This window comes from Mycobacterium colombiense, assembly GCF_001953985.1.
GTDB classification, from domain to species: domain Bacteria; phylum Actinomycetota; class Actinomycetes; order Mycobacteriales; family Mycobacteriaceae; genus Mycobacterium; species Mycobacterium colombiense_B.
This window is the reverse complement of sequence record NZ_MBEI01000053.1, coordinates 168,569-182,026: the sequence shown is the minus strand read 5'-3', so window position 1 is coordinate 182,026 and position 13,458 is coordinate 168,569. Positions and strand designations below refer to the sequence as shown.

Genomic DNA, 13,458 nt, shown 5'->3' with positions numbered 1-13,458 from the left:
CTATGCTGAGCGAGTGCCAAACACCTATCGCGTCGTTCAGTGGAACACCGGAAACGTCGGCAAGAGCTCACTGAAATCGATCGTCACCAACCCCACCCTCGAACTGGTGGGCTGCTATGCCTGGTCGCCGGAGAAGGCCGGGCGCGACGCCGGCGAACTCGTCGGGCTCCCGCCGCTCGGCATCAAGGCGACCAACGACATCGACGAGCTGCTGGCGCTGAAGCCGGACTGCGTGGTCTACAACCCGATGTGGATCAACGTCGACGAACTGGTCCGCATCCTGTCCGCGGGCGTCAACGTGGTGACCACCGCGTCGTTCATCACCGGACACAACCTGGGCGAGGGCCGCGACCGGATCCTGGAGGCCTGCGAGAAGGGCGGCTCCACGATCTTCGGGTCCGGCGTCAGCCCGGGCTTCGCCGAACTGCTGGCCATCGTGTCGGCCATGGTGTGCAACCGGATCGACAAGGTCACCGTCAACGAGGCCGCCGACACCACGTTCTATGACTCCCCGGAGACCGAGAAGCCGGTCGGCTTCGGCCAGCCGATCGACCACCCCGACCTGCCGGCGATGGCCGCGAAGGGCACGGCGATTTTCGGCGAGGCCGTCCGGCTGGTGGGCGACGCGCTGGGGGTCGAGCTCGACGAGGTGAAGTGCGTCGCCGAGTTCGCCCAGACCACCGAGGATCTCGTCATGGCGTCCTGGACCATCCCGGCGGGGCACGTCGCGGGCACCTACATCAGCTGGCAGGGCATCGTCAACGGCAAAGTCCTGATCGACCTCAACGTGCGGTGGAAAAAGGGGCAGACGCTCGAACCCGATTGGCAGATCGAGCAGGACGGCTGGGTCATCCAGGTCGACGGGCAGCCGACGGTCACCACCAAGGTCGGCTTCCTGCCGCCGCCGTACTTCGAGGCCACGACGCTCGAGGAATTCATGGACCTCGGTCACATCATGACGGCGGTGCCCGCCATCAACGGGATCGCCGCCGTCGTGGCCGCGGCGCCGGGCATCGCCACGTACGCCGATCTTCCGCTGACACTGCCGCGCGGCAACGCGTATGTCAGCATTGATCGGTGAGTGCGCGCTGCATCATTCGCATCCTCAGCGTTGCGGCCGCGACGACATCGGGGACCTTGAGCGGGCCCCTCGATAGCACTGCGGCGCATGCCGATCCGTGCCCGGACGTCGAGGTGGTGTTCGCCCGCGGCACCGGCCAGGACGTTGGCCTCGGCGAGGTGGGTCAGGCCTTCGTCGACTCGCTCGGATCGCAGATCATCGGGCGTTCGATGGGCGTCTATCCCGTAAATTACCCGGCGACAGGGGATTTCGCGTCGAGCGCGCTAACCGGCGCCGACGATGTGGTCGCTCACGTCAATGACATGATCGGGCGCTGCCCCGACACGCGGCTGGTGCTCGGCGGCTTCTCCCAAGGGGCGGGCGTGATGGATCTGGCGACCAGGGCCCTGCCGCCCCAGGCCGTTGATCACGTGGCGGCGATCGCCATCTTCGGTAATCCCACCAGCGAGCGCGCAGGCAATTTCACCGGCGTCGTCTTTTCGTCGATCGGCCCGCCGTATGCCGCCAAGACCATTGACATGTGTGCCGACGGCGATCCCGTATGCTCCGCCGCTGGCGGCAGCCTCATGGCGCACGGCTCGTACGTCCCATCCGGGATGACGGCCGAGGCCGCCACCTTGGTCGCGGGACGGTTATAGGGCGGCCCGTCGCCGAGCGGGTTTGGCGTAGCGGGCACCCAGCGCCGGCACCGCGATCGGCCCCTGGTCGCGGACCGACTCGATGGCATTGCGCAGCGGACGGGCAAGGCCCGCAAAGGATCCCATGTCGAACAGCAGCGGGGTCAGCAGCCGGTTGTGGACGAAGCCGAAGGAGCTGCCGGCCTCGGGGTCGGCCCAGCCGAGCGTCCCGCCCAGCCCGACGTGACCGAAGCCGCGCAGCAAACCGGGAACCGGCGACTCGTGGTAGCCCAGGTGAAAAGGCATGGGCACGACCATGTTCGCGTCCGGCCACCTGCGGCGCGCCTGCCCGGCCAGCCCGTGCGCCAGGTCCTCGGACACGAACGTCTTCCCGTCGATGCGGCCGTCGTTGGCCAGCACGCCGAACATCTTGGCCAGCGCCCGCGCCGTCACCACGCCGTTGGCGGCGGGCACCTCGCCGTCCAAAAACGGGGTGTCGCCCTTGATCAGGGAGATGACGCCGGGGAAGTACATCGCGCCCAGCGCACCGGAGAACGGCAGACCGGCCACCCGCGGTGCGATGAAGTTGATCACCGGTGCGCGCAGCCGGCCCTGCGGTATCAGGATTTCGGCCGCAGTGGTCGGCGAGCCTTCCGGTGGGCGGCCCAGATGCAGCCCGTCGGTATTGAGCGGACGGGCCACCTCCTGGCGGATCAGCTCGCGCATGCCTTTGCCGGTCACCGCCCTGGCCAGACCGGAGAGCAGCCATCCGTAGGTGAGCGCGTGGTAGGCCTGCACGCCGCGCAGGTGATCGACCGGCGCCGCCGCCAGGCGCTCCTCCATCAGCAGGTGGTCCATCAAGTCTGTCTTGGTGACGCCGCGCAGGTGTGACAACCCGGAACGGTGCCGCAGGACGTCGCGGACCGTGATCTCGGCCTTCCCGTTGGCGGCGAACTCCGGCCAGTATTCGGCGACGGGCGCGTCGTAGGACAGCAGGCCGCGGTCGGCGAGCCGGTGAATCACGGTCGACGCGACGCCCTTGGTCGCCGAGAACACCATGGCGCCGGTGTCCGCGCCCCAGCGCTGGGTGCCGGCCCGGTCCGACCACCCGGTCCAGACGTCCACGACGGCAACCCCGTCGACGTAGACGCTCAGCGCTCCCCCGCCGAACCGGCGCCCGGGAAACAACTGGGAGAACACTTTGATGGCGCGCGCGAAACGCGGGTCGGCAGCACCGGACACACCGCGCGGCAAGCCAGCGTCGGTTACCAGCAGAGTCGACGGCGTCACCGTCGCGACGCCTCGAGCGTTCACGAGCTTGAAGCTATCAGCCTGAGCCGATTCACCCCTGGCCCTGGCTTCGCAGCTCAACGCGCGGTGCCGTCGAGAAGCGCGTCGAGGAGTCCGTCGAACTCGGTCGCGGGCGGCCCACCCGCCGGTATGCCGGTCAGCACCCGCAGCAGCAGGGTGCCGATCAGCGCGTTCGCGACCGAATCGAGGTCCGCGTCGGCCTGCAAGTGGCCGTCGCTGGCGGCCCGGCGCAGGCGGTCCAACAGCCCGGCGTGCTGGGGGATGCTGAGTTGTTGGTAGAGCGCCTCGTTGTCCAACGCGCTTGCGGCCGCAGCGGCGATCAACGCGCGTATGAGTGCTGCGCTCGCCGGGTCGGCTATGAATTCGGCGTGCTCGACGAGCCAGGAGCGCAGATCGGCCCGAAGGTCACCGGTGTCGGGGACCTCGAACGAGCCGCCTCGGCCGTAGGCGTCCAGGACGGCATCTGCGACGAGTGGGGCTTTCGACGGCCACCGCCGGTACAACGTCTTCTTCCCCACTTTGGCGCGGGCGGCCACCTTTTCCATCGACAACTCGGCATAGCTGCCCGCTGCCAAGAGATCCCGGGTGGCCACCAGAATCACATCGTCAAGCTGCATGTCGCGCGGCCTGCCGCCCCTCATCTGAGGCATGGGGCGAGCTTAGATCAGGGCAAGCCCTTCCAAAGGGTGTGCCGCATGCGGTAACTTCGCCTCCAGCCAGTAACGACACGGTCCGTGTCGTTACTGGCCCACCACGGCCATCCACGGCGAGAGGATCCCGGTGACCACACTGCCGCTGTCGGTGCCGCAGAGCTGGGATGACATCACACCGGCCTGGATGTCGGCGGCCCTCGCGGAGCGTCACCCCGATGCCGTCGTCGACGAGGTGGCCGTCGAGCTTTGCGACGACGGCACCAACCGGCGCGCCCGATTGGCGCTGAGCTATTCGACCGGCAGCGGTCCGGCCACCGTGTTCGTCAAGGCCGCCGATCCGGCTCACAAAGAGCTGATCCGGATGACCAGCGGGATGTTCCACGAGCCGCGACTGTTCATGTCCGGTGTTCGCCTACCCCTCGAACACCCGACGGTGTACACCGCTGTGATCGATGAAGACGCCTACGACTTCATCATGGTCATGGAGGATCTGAACGCACGTGCGGCGGATCCGCGTGATTCGCTCCGACCGCTGACCGTCGACCACGCCGCCTCCGGGGTGCGGGCCCTGGGCCGACTGCACGGCCGGTACTGGGGCGAGCGCGTACTGCGACATCCGGATCTCGTCTGGCTCGAACCGTTCCTGGCCTTCGACGGCCTGCAATACGCTCCGCTGCCGTCGGCCCTGGAACTCCTCGACCGCGACACTCCCGCCGAGGTGCTGGATCTGACCATCGACCATCTCGTCGAGTCAGTGTGGAAGCCCTACATCCGGACGCTCACCTCATCGCCGCAGACGTTGCTGCACGGCGATCCCCACATCGGCAACACGTACGTCACGCCACAGGGCGAAGTGGGGTTCCTCGACTGGCAGATGACGCGCCGCGGAAACTGGTCACTTGACCTCGGCTACTTCCTGCAGGGCGCCCTGACGGTTGATGATCGCCGCAAGCACGAACGTAGCCTGCTCGACGAATACCGCGATGCGCTCGCCCTGTCCGCCGACGAGATGCCGTCCCGTGCAGAGGTTTGGTTGCGCTATCGCGCGTCGGTTGCACACGGGCTGACGTTGTGGCTGTGCACGGCCAGCGCCGACGGGGGACTCTGGCAACGCGTCGAAGTCGCTGCGGCCCTGGCCCAGCGATACGCGGTCGCCTTCGGCGACTTGGAGAGCGCGGCCGCGATCGCCGCGATTGCGAGCTGAACCCGCGGCGCCCCTCAGGGGATCGGCGGGTCGGGAGGCTCGGGCTTGATAACGCGCGGTTGTTCGGTGGGTGAGTCGCTTAAATAGCGCCTCAGCCGCAGTAGCTGATTGACGACCATGCCGATGCCGAGCAGCATCAACCCCACCACTACTGCCACCACGATTGCGGTGCTCACGAGTTCCATGATGACAGGGCGGGGGTTTCGATAGCTCCTGTTGAGGGGTAGCCAGCAGGCCATGAGCAACGAAGACAAAGTGAAGAACAAGATCGAGGACCTCGGGGGCCGGGCCAAGGAAGCCGTCGGCAAAGCGACCGGTGATCCCGACACCAAAGACGAGGGCCGGGCGGACCAGGCGAAGTCCAGCCTGAAAGATGCCGGCGAGAAGGTGAAGGACGCTTTCAAGAAGTAATGAACATTCGCAAGGTGTTGGCCGTCGTGTCGGCGCGCGGCTTGTCGGTGTCCGCGCTTTCGGCTGCGGCGGTGTTCGGTCCGTTCGTCCCGAGCGCGCCCGTTCCGCCCGCGGCGGCCGAGCCGTGTCCCGACGTCGAGGTCGTCTTTGCCCGGGGATCCGGCGAACCGCCGGGTGTCGGCGGGATCGGGCAGACATTCATCGACACGTTGCGCTCACAGGTCGGCGGCAGATCACTGACCGTCTACCCGGTCAATTACCCTGCCAGCACTGACTTTTCGAGCGCCGACTTCCCGTTGACCGTCATCGACGGCATCCGGGATGCCAGTTCACACATCGAGTCGATGGCGGCGAATTGCCCCAACACCAAGGAGGTGCTCGGCGGCTACTCGCAGGGCGCGGCGGTGGCGGGCTACACCACATCGGCCGCCGTGCCCCCGGGTGTGCCCGCATCCCTGGTGCCCCCGCCGATGCCGCCGGACGTCGCGCAGCACGTGGCCGCCGTGACGCTGTTCGGGACGCCGTCGGGTCAATTCCTGCAGAAGTACAACGCACCGCCGCTGACCATCGGGCCGCTGTATCAGCCCAAGACGCTCGAGTTGTGCGCGCAGGGCGACCCGGTCTGCGGCAACGCCGAGGGCAACGACTTTGCGGCGCACACCTCCTATCCGGTTAACGGCATGACAAACCAAGCCGCCAACTTCGCCTCCAGCCACCTCTAGGTTTGGCGGTCTTGCAGAATGAGCCCATGCGGGTTCTGATCACGGGCGGTACGGGGTTCGTCGGCGGGTGGACCGCCAAGGCCATTTCCGACGCCGGGCACTCCGTCAGGTTTCTTGTCCGCAACCCCGACAAGCTGCACACCACCGTCGCCAAGCTGGGCGTCGACGTCTCGGACTTCGCCGTCGCGGACATCACCGATCGCGTCGCGGCGCGCGAGGCGTTGCAGGGATGCGACGCCGTCGTGCACAGCGCCGCGCTGGTCGCCACCGACCCGCGCCAGACGCCCGAGATGCTCGCGACCAACATGCAGGGCGCCCAGAACGTGTTGGGTCAGTCCGTCGAACTCGGCCTGGACCCCATCGTCCACGTGTCCAGCTTCACCGCGCTGTTCCATCCGGACCTGGAGACGCTGACGGCGGACCTGCCGGTGGTGGGCGGCGCGGATGGATACGGAACGTCCAAGGCGCAGGTCGAGATCTACGCCGCCGGCCTGCAGGACGCGGGAGCGCCGGTCAACATCAGCTATCCGGGCATGGTGCTCGGTCCGCCGGTCGGCGACCAGTTCGGTGAGGCCGGCGAGGGGGTGCGCGCGGCCGTGCAGATGCACGCGATCCCCGGACGCAGCGCGGCCTGGCTCATCGTCGACGTCCGCGACCTGGCCGCGCTGCACGCGGCATTGCTCGAGCCCGGACGCGGACCGCGCCGCTACACCGCCGGGGGTCACCGGGTGCCCGCGGCCGACCTCGCCAACCTGATCGGCGAGGTCGCCGGGACGCCGATGGTCGCCGTCCCGATCCCGGACACCGCGTTGCGCGTTGCGGGCGCGGTGCTGGACCGGGCGAACCGTTTCCTGCCCTTCGAGACGCCGTTCACCTGGGCGGGCATGCAGTACTACACGCAGATGCCGGCGTCCGACGATTCCCCGAGCGAACGAGACCTCGGCATCACCTATCGGGACCCCAAAGAGACCGTGGCGGATACCTTCGAGGCCATTCGCACCGCGGGCGGCTGACCATGGGGCGGCTCAGCCTTCGGGCTTGATCTCCAGGCCGACGTGCACCTTGTCGATGCCGCCGCGGACGATCGAGTGCACATAGAACCACGGCGCGTGGTACCAGTACCGTTTGAGGACGGCGTTGTAGACGCGGCGCGTCTCGGACTTCGGTAGCACCCGGGCTTTCGCTTGGACCTCTTCGCTCTTGGGCTTGCCCAGCACCGTGCTCTTGGCGATCGTCACCCTGGGAGTGTTGTTGATGCGCTTGGTTTTCCACGACCCGTCATCGGTGATCACCAACAGCGTGTCGTCGCCGTCGGGCACGCCCCAGATCGGTGTCGGTTTCGGACGGCCATCCTTGGTGAAGGTCGTCAACAGCAAGTACTTGGATTGGATAACGTCCTTGAAGCTGGGGGCCACGCGTGTTCCTTACCTGTCGGGGTTGCCCCATCGCTATCCCCGGTAGTTAAGAAACTTAAACGCGGAACGCAACATGGTCACGAGGCCGCGGTCGATATGGACTGGCTGGCCGTGTAGCTGTCGATCCCCTCGGTGCCGAGTTCGCGGCCGTACCCGCTGTTCTTGACCCCACCGAACGGCGCCGCCGGATCCATGATGTAGCCCTCGTTGACGCCGAAGGTGCCCGACCGCACCCGGGCCGCCACGCCGTAACCGCGCTCGACGTCGGCGGTGAACACCGATCCCGCCAGGCCGTACTCGGAGTCGTTGGCGATCCGAACCGCCTCGTCCTCGTCCCGGTAGGAGACGACCGTCAGCACCGGGCCGAAGATCTCCTCGCGGGCGATCCGCATGTCGTTGGTGGCATCGCTGAACAGCGTCGGCCTTACGTACCAACCGGTTTCGAGGCCGTCGGGCATCTCGCCGCCGCCGGTGACCAGGCGCGCGCCTTCGCTTCTACCCGATTCGATGTAGCCGCGGACCCGCTCCTGCTGGCGCCGCGCCACCAGCGGCCCGATCTGGGTGTCGGGGTCGGCCGGGTCGCCCACCGTCATCGACCGCATGCCCGCCGCCAGCGCGTCGACGAACTCATCCTTGCGGGCCTCCGGCACCAGGATGCGGCTCAGCGCATTGCATACCTGACCGCTGTTGGCGAGGCTGGCCATCTGAATCGCGGTGGCGGTCGCGGCGGGGTCGGCGTCGTCGAGCACCACGGCGGCCGACTTGCCGCCCAATTCCAGGCTCACCTGTCTCAGCCCCTGGGCGCACGCCAGCGCGACCTGCCGCCCGGCGGCGGTGGACCCGGTGAACGAGACCTTGTCCACGCCCGCGTGGCCCACCAACAGTTCACCCACGTCGCGGCCGCCGGGTACCACGTTCAACACGCCCGGCGGAAAGCCCGCTGCCGCAACGAGTTCGGCAAGCAGCTGGGCGTCGAGCACGGATTCGGGGGCGGGCTTGAGCACCACCGAGCACCCGGCCAACAGCGCCGGCACGATCTTGCACATGGTGAGGAACTGCGGCATGTTCCAAGGCACCACCGCGGCCACCACGCCGACCGGTTGCTTGACGATCCGAATGTCCTTGCCGTACAGGCCCGGACGATCCTGTCGCCACTGGTAATTCGCCGCCATGCCGCAGAACGCCGAGATCATGGTCAGCGGTAGGCGAACCTGCGCCATCTTCGCGAAGGTGATGGGCGCGCCGATCTCGGCCGAGATCAGCGCGGCCATGTCGGCCCGCCGCTCCTTGTAGATGCCGGCCAGGCGGGTGAGCGCCTCGATCCGTTCCGCCGGCTGCATGCGGGGCCACGGCCCGGTGTCGAATGCCCTGCGCGCCGCGTCGACGGCCCGGTTCACGTCGTCGGGTCCGGCGGCGACCGCGTGGCCGATCACCGCCTCGCTGTGCGGCGACACCACCGAGATGACGGCGTCGTATCCAGAGGCTGGTGCCGTCCATTCCCCATCGATGAAGAGCTGGTCCCTCTCGTACATCAATCTCCTTGGGGCTCTGCGTGTTCAGCGATCAGGTGTTGCGACCGCCGTTGACCCCGAGTATCTGGCCGGTGATGTAACCGGCTTCCTCGGAGACGAAGAAGGCGCATGCCGCGGCGATGTCCTCGGGCTTGCCGACGCGACGTACCGGGGTGCGCGCGATGTGATCCTCCACCGTGCCACCGAGCAGGTGCCGCCGCTCGGCGCTGCGCAGCATCGGGGTGTCGACGAAGCCCGGCGGAACCGCGTTGACCGTGATGCCGGCCGGACCGTATTCGAGGGCCAGCGATTTGGTCAGGCCGTTCACCGCGGACTTCGCGGCGACGTAGTGGGCCATGAACGGCTGCCCGGAGTGGGTGCTGGACGACGAGATGTTGACGATGCGACCCCATCCGGCCTCGACCATGTCGGGCAGCACGGCCTGAACGGTGTGGAACACGCCGTGCAGGTTCACGTCGATGACCTTGGACCATTCCTCGAAGGACATGTTCGAGAACTTTCCGAACCCCTCCACGCCCGCGGCATTCACCAGCACCAGAATCGGGCCGAACGCCGCGCGGATCTCCGCTATCGCGGTATCGACCTGGGCGCGGTCGGCGACATCGGCGCCATAGCCGAAGCCGTCGTCGGTGGGAGTCAGGTCGAGGACTGCCACCCGGAATCCATCGCTGCGCAATCGCTCGGCGACCGCACGGCCGATCCCCGAAGCACCGCCGGTTACGACCGCCGTCTTCACGCGAGCAACACCTCGACTTTCCTGAGCGACCGCCCAAATGGGCTTCACATGCCTATCACCCGGCCTCGCGTGCGGTCAAGCGCGAGTTGTCGATTTCGCCTTGATTCCGCTCAGGGGCCCACTTAGGGTCCGTTGATGGACAGACCCCCGTTTCGTTTCGGAGTGCAGGCCACCAATGCCGCCGGGTCACGAGAGTGGCGCGATACCGTTCGTCGCGTCGAAGATCTCGGATACACAACGCTTTTCCTCGCGGATCACTACCTGGGACCGGGGCCGGCGCAGCGAGAAGCGCGCACTCCGCGCCAAGACCTGGCGCCCATTGCGGCGATGGCGGCGGCGGCCGCCTGGAGCGAGACCTTGCGCATCGGTTGCCGCGTCTTCTGCATCGACTACCACGTGCCCGCGGTGTTGGCCAAAGAAGCGGCGACTCTCGATCTACTCTCCGACGGACGCCTCGAATTCGGCATCGGCGCCGGATGGAGCGGAGTCGAGTACGCCGCGATGGGGCTCGCATTCGACCGGCCGGGCCGGCGCATCGCCAAGCTGGCCGAGGTGGTTTCGCTCGTCAAGGCCCATTGGCAGGGTGAAGAACTGGATTACTCGGGCGAGTTGGTCGAGGTACGCGGCTATGCGGGGCGGCCACGGCCGGTGCAGCACCCCCATCCGCCGATCATGATCGGTGGAGGCGGACAGCGCGTTCTCACCCTGGCCGGACGCGAGGCCGACATCGTCAGCATCTCGAGCGTGCCTTTCGTGGCACGTGATCCCGACGGGCTGGACCCACAGGCGGTGGCGCAGCGCCGGATCGGCTTCGTGCGGGCCGCCGCCGGCGAGCGCTTCGGCCGGCTGGACGTCGAAAGCTCCCCCTATTTCACCGAAATCAGCGACGACCCCGAGACCGTGCTCGCGGGGCTGGCGAAGTCGACTGGCATCGCCGCCGACCTGTTGCGCGATCATCCGAATGTGCTGATCGGTACGGCGGAACACGTTGCCGAGACGCTGCATTCGCGCCGGGAAACCCTGGGCATCAACTACGTCACGGTGCAGCAGGCACAGATCGACTCCTTCGCGCCGGTGGTGGCCCGCCTGCACGGACGGTGAGCCTTGACCGCCGCGACCGCAGGTGCAAGCATGTCAGCTACGCGGTTTGGGCGATCGCTCAAACCAGCTGGCTGACAGTTTCTCGCAGAATGAGACGGCTCAATGGCAAAACGAACCAGGTACAGCGAATATCACGATCGGTATGCGAACTACCGGTTCGAACTCACCGACGACGGAATCCTGTTCATGCAGTGCCACACCAACGGCGGCAGTCTGGTGTGGGACTGGCGCGCGCACGACGACATGTCGGACGCGTTCGCCGACATCGCCGGCGATCGCGAGATCAAGGTGCTCATCCACACCGGCACCGGTGAGAACTACAACGCGAACTGGGGCCGCCTACCCAACGGCGAAGTGGTGGACAAGCCCGAATATCTGCTGATGCCCGGCACCCGAGGCCTAGTCAAGCTCGATGAAAAGGCTTGGTACGCAAGGCACCTGATCAGCAATGTGCTCGACGTAGACGTCCCGATGATCAGCGCCGTCAACGGCCCGTGCAACATCCACTCCGAGGTCCCGCTGATGGGCGACATCGTCCTGGCCTCCGAAGACACCTACTTCCAGGACGCCTCCCACTTCCCCCGCGGCCAGGTGCCCGGCGACGGACAGCACGTCATCTGGAGCTTCCTGGCCGGTCATACCCGCGCCCGCTACTTCCTGCTGACCGGCATGAAGCTCGGAGCGGCCGAGGCCAAGGAGTGGGGCGTCGTCAACGAGGTGCTGCCCAAGGACCAATTGCTGGACAGGGCCTGGGAACTCGCCCGAGAACTGGTCAAGCGCCCACCGCTGACGCTGCGTTATTCGCGGCAGTTGTTCACCAACCCGCTCAAGCGGGCCTTCATCGACGAGCTCGGCCATGGTCTCGCCCGGGAAACCTACGCGCAGCGCGCCTTCTTCCCGTTCGGCGGCGAGATGGCACCGCTGGACCGGGCCTGGGACCAGGAGCCTTGGACAAACTCGGCGCCCAACGGCGGGCAACGCAGCGAAGGAGTCCCCTCGTGACCGGCATCCAGCAGCGCCTGTCCACCGGGCGGGGCAAGTTCACCACCGACTATCCCGAACTGGGGACCGCGCCCGTCAGCTATGAGGATTCCATCTCCGAAGAGTTCTTCACCGCCGAGCGCAAGGCGGTCTTCGAGCGAAACTGGTTGTGCGTCGGGCGGATTGAACGCCTGCCCCGCAAGGGGTCGTACTTCACCCGCGACCTGCCCGGGCGGCTCGCCTCGATCGTGATCGCCCGCGACCGGGACGACACCGTGCACGCCTTCCACAACGTGTGCGCGCACCGCGGCAACAAGGTCGTCTGGCAGGAGCACCCGGCGCGGGAATCGTCGGGCACCTGTCGCGCGTTCGCGTGCAAGTACCACGGCTGGCGCTACGGCCTGGACGGCAAGGTCAACCACATCACCAACGAGGGCGAGTTCTTCGACCTCGACACGAGCACGCTGCGGATGCCGCCGGTGCACTGCGAAGTGTGGGCGGGGTTCATCTTCGTCAACCTCGCCGACGATCCGGTGCCGTTACGCAGCTTCCTGGGCGACGGATTGCTGGGCATCGAGGCCTATCCCTTCGACAAGATGACGCAGCACTACGGGTTCTCCACCCGCATCAACGGGAACTGGAAGCTGGCCGTCGACTCGGTCTGCGAGTGGTATCACCCGCCGTACGTGCACGGTCGCTTCATCGATCCCGATGTCGCCAAGGCCGAGAAGATGGTGCCGCCCGTCGACTCCTACCACTACGAGCTGTTCCGGCCGCACATGCTCACCTCGGTTCCCGGACCGCCCCCGCTGCCACCTCGTGAGCCCGGCACCGCGGGACCGGCCCGCCAGGACCAGCGCTGGGTCTACAAGCTGTTCCGCGCCGGCCTGTTCGGGCCCGACGACGTACCCGACTTGGGCTTTGACGGATCGCGACCGAACTTCCTCAATCGCGGCGAGATCGCCTCGTGGGGCAACGACCAGTTCTGGGTCTTCCCGAACATCTCGATCCAGATTTGGGCGCGCGGGTACTACATCACCTATACCTATTGGCCCGAGAGCGTCGACTCGCACATCTACGAGATCGACATGTACTTCGTGCCGCCGGCCAACGCCGCCGACCGCCTCGCCCAGGAACTTGTGGTCGACAGCACGATCGAGTTCGCGATGCAGGACGTGAACACGATCGAGGCCACGCATTCGGCGCTGAAGACCCGCGCGCAGAACACCTTTCACCTCAGCGATCAGGAATTGCTGATCCGCCAGTTTCACACCGTCATTCGCGACACCGTGGACGCCCACCGATCCGGGGAGTCGTCATGACACTGCCGCAGGGGTTCGCCGACCTCGAACCGTTCGTCGCCGATTGGGCGTTGCCGACCCGGGCGCAGCGCTACGAGGCGCGGCTGTCCAAGCCCTACGACGACCTCGTCACGTTCTACGACGCCATCGCCCCCCGGGCCGAGGAGGCGATCGCGTACCTGAATGAGCGCGACATCAACGCGTTACCGGACGATGCGACCAGGCTGCTGCACCTGCTCTATTCGATGATTCTGGTCTCCTATGCCGTCAACGTGTTCAAGCAGAACCGCATCCCGGACTCCGGCGCCGCGTTCTTCGACATGGTTGCCGAACCGGTCCCCTGACACGGCCTGTGATAAGACCACACTGTGACCGCATCCCAGCGACCGAAGG

At 66.9% G+C, this 13,458-nt stretch carries 16 protein-coding genes; 10 read left to right on the top strand and 6 right to left on the bottom strand.

Going from position 1 to position 13,458, the window contains the following annotated elements; genetic code table 11:
- The first annotated feature begins 13 nt into the window (after nt 1-13).
- Together A5732_RS15305 and A5732_RS15300 are read left to right on the top strand one after the other, a co-directional pair.
- On the top strand, nt 14-1,081 hold the full coding sequence (locus A5732_RS15305) for an NAD(P)H-dependent amine dehydrogenase family protein (protein WP_064953852.1): 1,068 nt from the start codon (nt 14-16) through the stop codon (nt 1,079-1,081).
- Nucleotides 1,078-1,719 carry a cutinase family protein gene (locus A5732_RS15300; protein ID WP_076055838.1) on the top strand — a complete coding sequence of 214 codons (642 nt, stop codon included), beginning with the start codon at nt 1,078-1,080 and terminating at the stop codon, nt 1,717-1,719. The genes A5732_RS15305 and A5732_RS15300 overlap by 4 nt, the downstream gene beginning before the upstream one ends.
- Here the strand turns inward: A5732_RS15300 and A5732_RS15295 are convergent.
- Together A5732_RS15295 and A5732_RS15290 are read right to left on the bottom strand one after the other, a co-directional pair.
- Nucleotides 1,714-2,988 (bottom strand): serine hydrolase domain-containing protein, encoded by a 1,275-nt coding sequence (locus A5732_RS15295; RefSeq protein ID WP_076102687.1) that lies wholly within the window; start codon nt 2,986-2,988, stop codon nt 1,714-1,716. The two genes, A5732_RS15300 and A5732_RS15295, sit on opposite strands and share 6 nt — an antisense overlap.
- Before the next feature lie 77 nt (nt 2,989-3,065).
- Nucleotides 3,066-3,659, bottom strand: coding sequence for a TetR/AcrR family transcriptional regulator (locus A5732_RS15290; protein WP_076102666.1), 594 nt, complete (start codon nt 3,657-3,659; stop codon nt 3,066-3,068).
- 187 nt (nt 3,660-3,846) lie between these two features.
- Between A5732_RS15290 and A5732_RS15285 the strand changes: the two genes are divergently transcribed.
- Nucleotides 3,847-4,866: a phosphotransferase gene (locus A5732_RS15285; RefSeq protein WP_076102686.1), complete on the top strand. Its 1,020-nt coding sequence runs from the start codon at nt 3,847-3,849 to the stop codon at nt 4,864-4,866.
- 14 nt (nt 4,867-4,880) lie between these two features.
- On the opposite strand, the gene A5732_RS27355 is transcribed toward A5732_RS15285, so the two are convergent.
- Nucleotides 4,881-5,042 (bottom strand): hypothetical protein, encoded by a 162-nt coding sequence (locus A5732_RS27355; protein WP_170880131.1) that lies wholly within the window; start codon nt 5,040-5,042, stop codon nt 4,881-4,883.
- A gap of 61 nt (nt 5,043-5,103) precedes the next feature.
- Between A5732_RS27355 and A5732_RS15280 the strand changes: the two genes are divergently transcribed.
- Genes A5732_RS15280 through A5732_RS15270 form a run of 3 tightly spaced genes read left to right on the top strand, consistent with a single transcriptional unit; the run spans nt 5,104 to nt 7,012 of the window.
- The gene (locus A5732_RS15280) at nt 5,104-5,277 is read left to right on the top strand and encodes a CsbD family protein (RefSeq protein ID WP_064953855.1); all 174 of its coding nucleotides are present in this window, start codon (nt 5,104-5,106) and stop codon (nt 5,275-5,277) included.
- Nucleotides 5,277-5,999: a cutinase family protein gene (locus A5732_RS15275; RefSeq protein WP_076102665.1), complete on the top strand. Its 723-nt coding sequence runs from the start codon at nt 5,277-5,279 to the stop codon at nt 5,997-5,999. Before A5732_RS15280 ends, A5732_RS15275 begins: the two co-directional genes overlap by 1 nt.
- Nucleotides 6,000-6,025: 26 nt before the next feature.
- Nucleotides 6,026-7,012, top strand: coding sequence for an NAD-dependent epimerase/dehydratase family protein (locus tag A5732_RS15270; protein WP_076102685.1), 987 nt, complete (start codon nt 6,026-6,028; stop codon nt 7,010-7,012).
- A gap of 12 nt (nt 7,013-7,024) precedes the next feature.
- On the opposite strand, the gene A5732_RS15265 is transcribed toward A5732_RS15270, so the two are convergent.
- The 3 genes from A5732_RS15265 to A5732_RS15255 form a co-directional block, all read right to left on the bottom strand.
- On the bottom strand, nt 7,025-7,414 hold the full coding sequence (locus A5732_RS15265; protein ID WP_076102664.1) for a PPOX class F420-dependent oxidoreductase: 390 nt from the start codon (nt 7,412-7,414) through the stop codon (nt 7,025-7,027).
- 77 nt (nt 7,415-7,491) lie between these two features.
- Complete coding sequence (locus A5732_RS15260) at nt 7,492-8,946, bottom strand: aldehyde dehydrogenase (protein WP_076055832.1); 1,455 nt, start codon at nt 8,944-8,946, stop codon at nt 7,492-7,494.
- 31 nt (nt 8,947-8,977) lie between these two features.
- The gene (locus tag A5732_RS15255; protein ID WP_076102663.1) at nt 8,978-9,682 is read right to left on the bottom strand and encodes an SDR family NAD(P)-dependent oxidoreductase; all 705 of its coding nucleotides are present in this window, start codon (nt 9,680-9,682) and stop codon (nt 8,978-8,980) included.
- Nucleotides 9,683-9,817: 135 nt separating this feature from the next.
- On the opposite strand from A5732_RS15255, the gene A5732_RS15250 reads away from it, so the two are divergent.
- From A5732_RS15250 to A5732_RS15235, 4 genes are all read left to right on the top strand, one after another.
- Nucleotides 9,818-10,783 carry a TIGR03621 family F420-dependent LLM class oxidoreductase gene (locus A5732_RS15250; RefSeq protein WP_064953861.1) on the top strand — a complete coding sequence of 322 codons (966 nt, stop codon included), beginning with the start codon at nt 9,818-9,820 and terminating at the stop codon, nt 10,781-10,783.
- A 102-nt stretch (nt 10,784-10,885) separates the two neighbouring features.
- Nucleotides 10,886-11,785 (top strand): enoyl-CoA hydratase/isomerase family protein, encoded by a 900-nt coding sequence (locus A5732_RS15245; protein ID WP_076102662.1) that lies wholly within the window; start codon nt 10,886-10,888, stop codon nt 11,783-11,785.
- Nucleotides 11,782-13,086 carry an aromatic ring-hydroxylating oxygenase subunit alpha gene (locus A5732_RS15240; protein WP_076102661.1) on the top strand — a complete coding sequence of 435 codons (1,305 nt, stop codon included), beginning with the start codon at nt 11,782-11,784 and terminating at the stop codon, nt 13,084-13,086. The genes A5732_RS15245 and A5732_RS15240 overlap by 4 nt, the downstream gene beginning before the upstream one ends.
- The gene (locus A5732_RS15235; RefSeq protein WP_065126415.1) at nt 13,083-13,409 is read left to right on the top strand and encodes a hypothetical protein; all 327 of its coding nucleotides are present in this window, start codon (nt 13,083-13,085) and stop codon (nt 13,407-13,409) included. Before A5732_RS15240 ends, A5732_RS15235 begins: the two co-directional genes overlap by 4 nt.
- Nucleotides 13,410-13,458: the final 49 nt, after the last annotated feature.

Excerpts from the sequence above, each read along its gene's own strand:
- A5732_RS15290 (WP_076102666.1), bottom strand. The coding sequence starts at position 3,659 with ATGCCTCAGATGAGGGGCGGCAGGCCGCGCGACATGCAGCTTGACGAT.
- A5732_RS15285 (WP_076102686.1), top strand. The coding sequence starts at position 3,847 with ATGTCGGCGGCCCTCGCGGAGCGTCACCCCGATGCCGTCGTCGACGAG.
- A5732_RS15280 (WP_064953855.1), top strand. The coding sequence starts at position 5,104 with ATGAGCAACGAAGACAAAGTGAAGAACAAGATCGAGGACCTCGGGGGC.
- A5732_RS15275 (WP_076102665.1), top strand. The coding sequence starts at position 5,277 with ATGAACATTCGCAAGGTGTTGGCCGTCGTGTCGGCGCGCGGCTTGTCG.
- A5732_RS15270 (WP_076102685.1), top strand. The coding sequence starts at position 6,026 with ATGCGGGTTCTGATCACGGGCGGTACGGGGTTCGTCGGCGGGTGGACC.
- A5732_RS15260 (WP_076055832.1), bottom strand. The coding sequence starts at position 8,946 with ATGTACGAGAGGGACCAGCTCTTCATCGATGGGGAATGGACGGCACCA.
- A5732_RS15250 (WP_064953861.1), top strand. The coding sequence starts at position 9,818 with ATGGACAGACCCCCGTTTCGTTTCGGAGTGCAGGCCACCAATGCCGCC.
- A5732_RS15245 (WP_076102662.1), top strand. The coding sequence starts at position 10,886 with ATGGCAAAACGAACCAGGTACAGCGAATATCACGATCGGTATGCGAAC.
- A5732_RS15235 (WP_065126415.1), top strand. The coding sequence starts at position 13,083 with ATGACACTGCCGCAGGGGTTCGCCGACCTCGAACCGTTCGTCGCCGAT.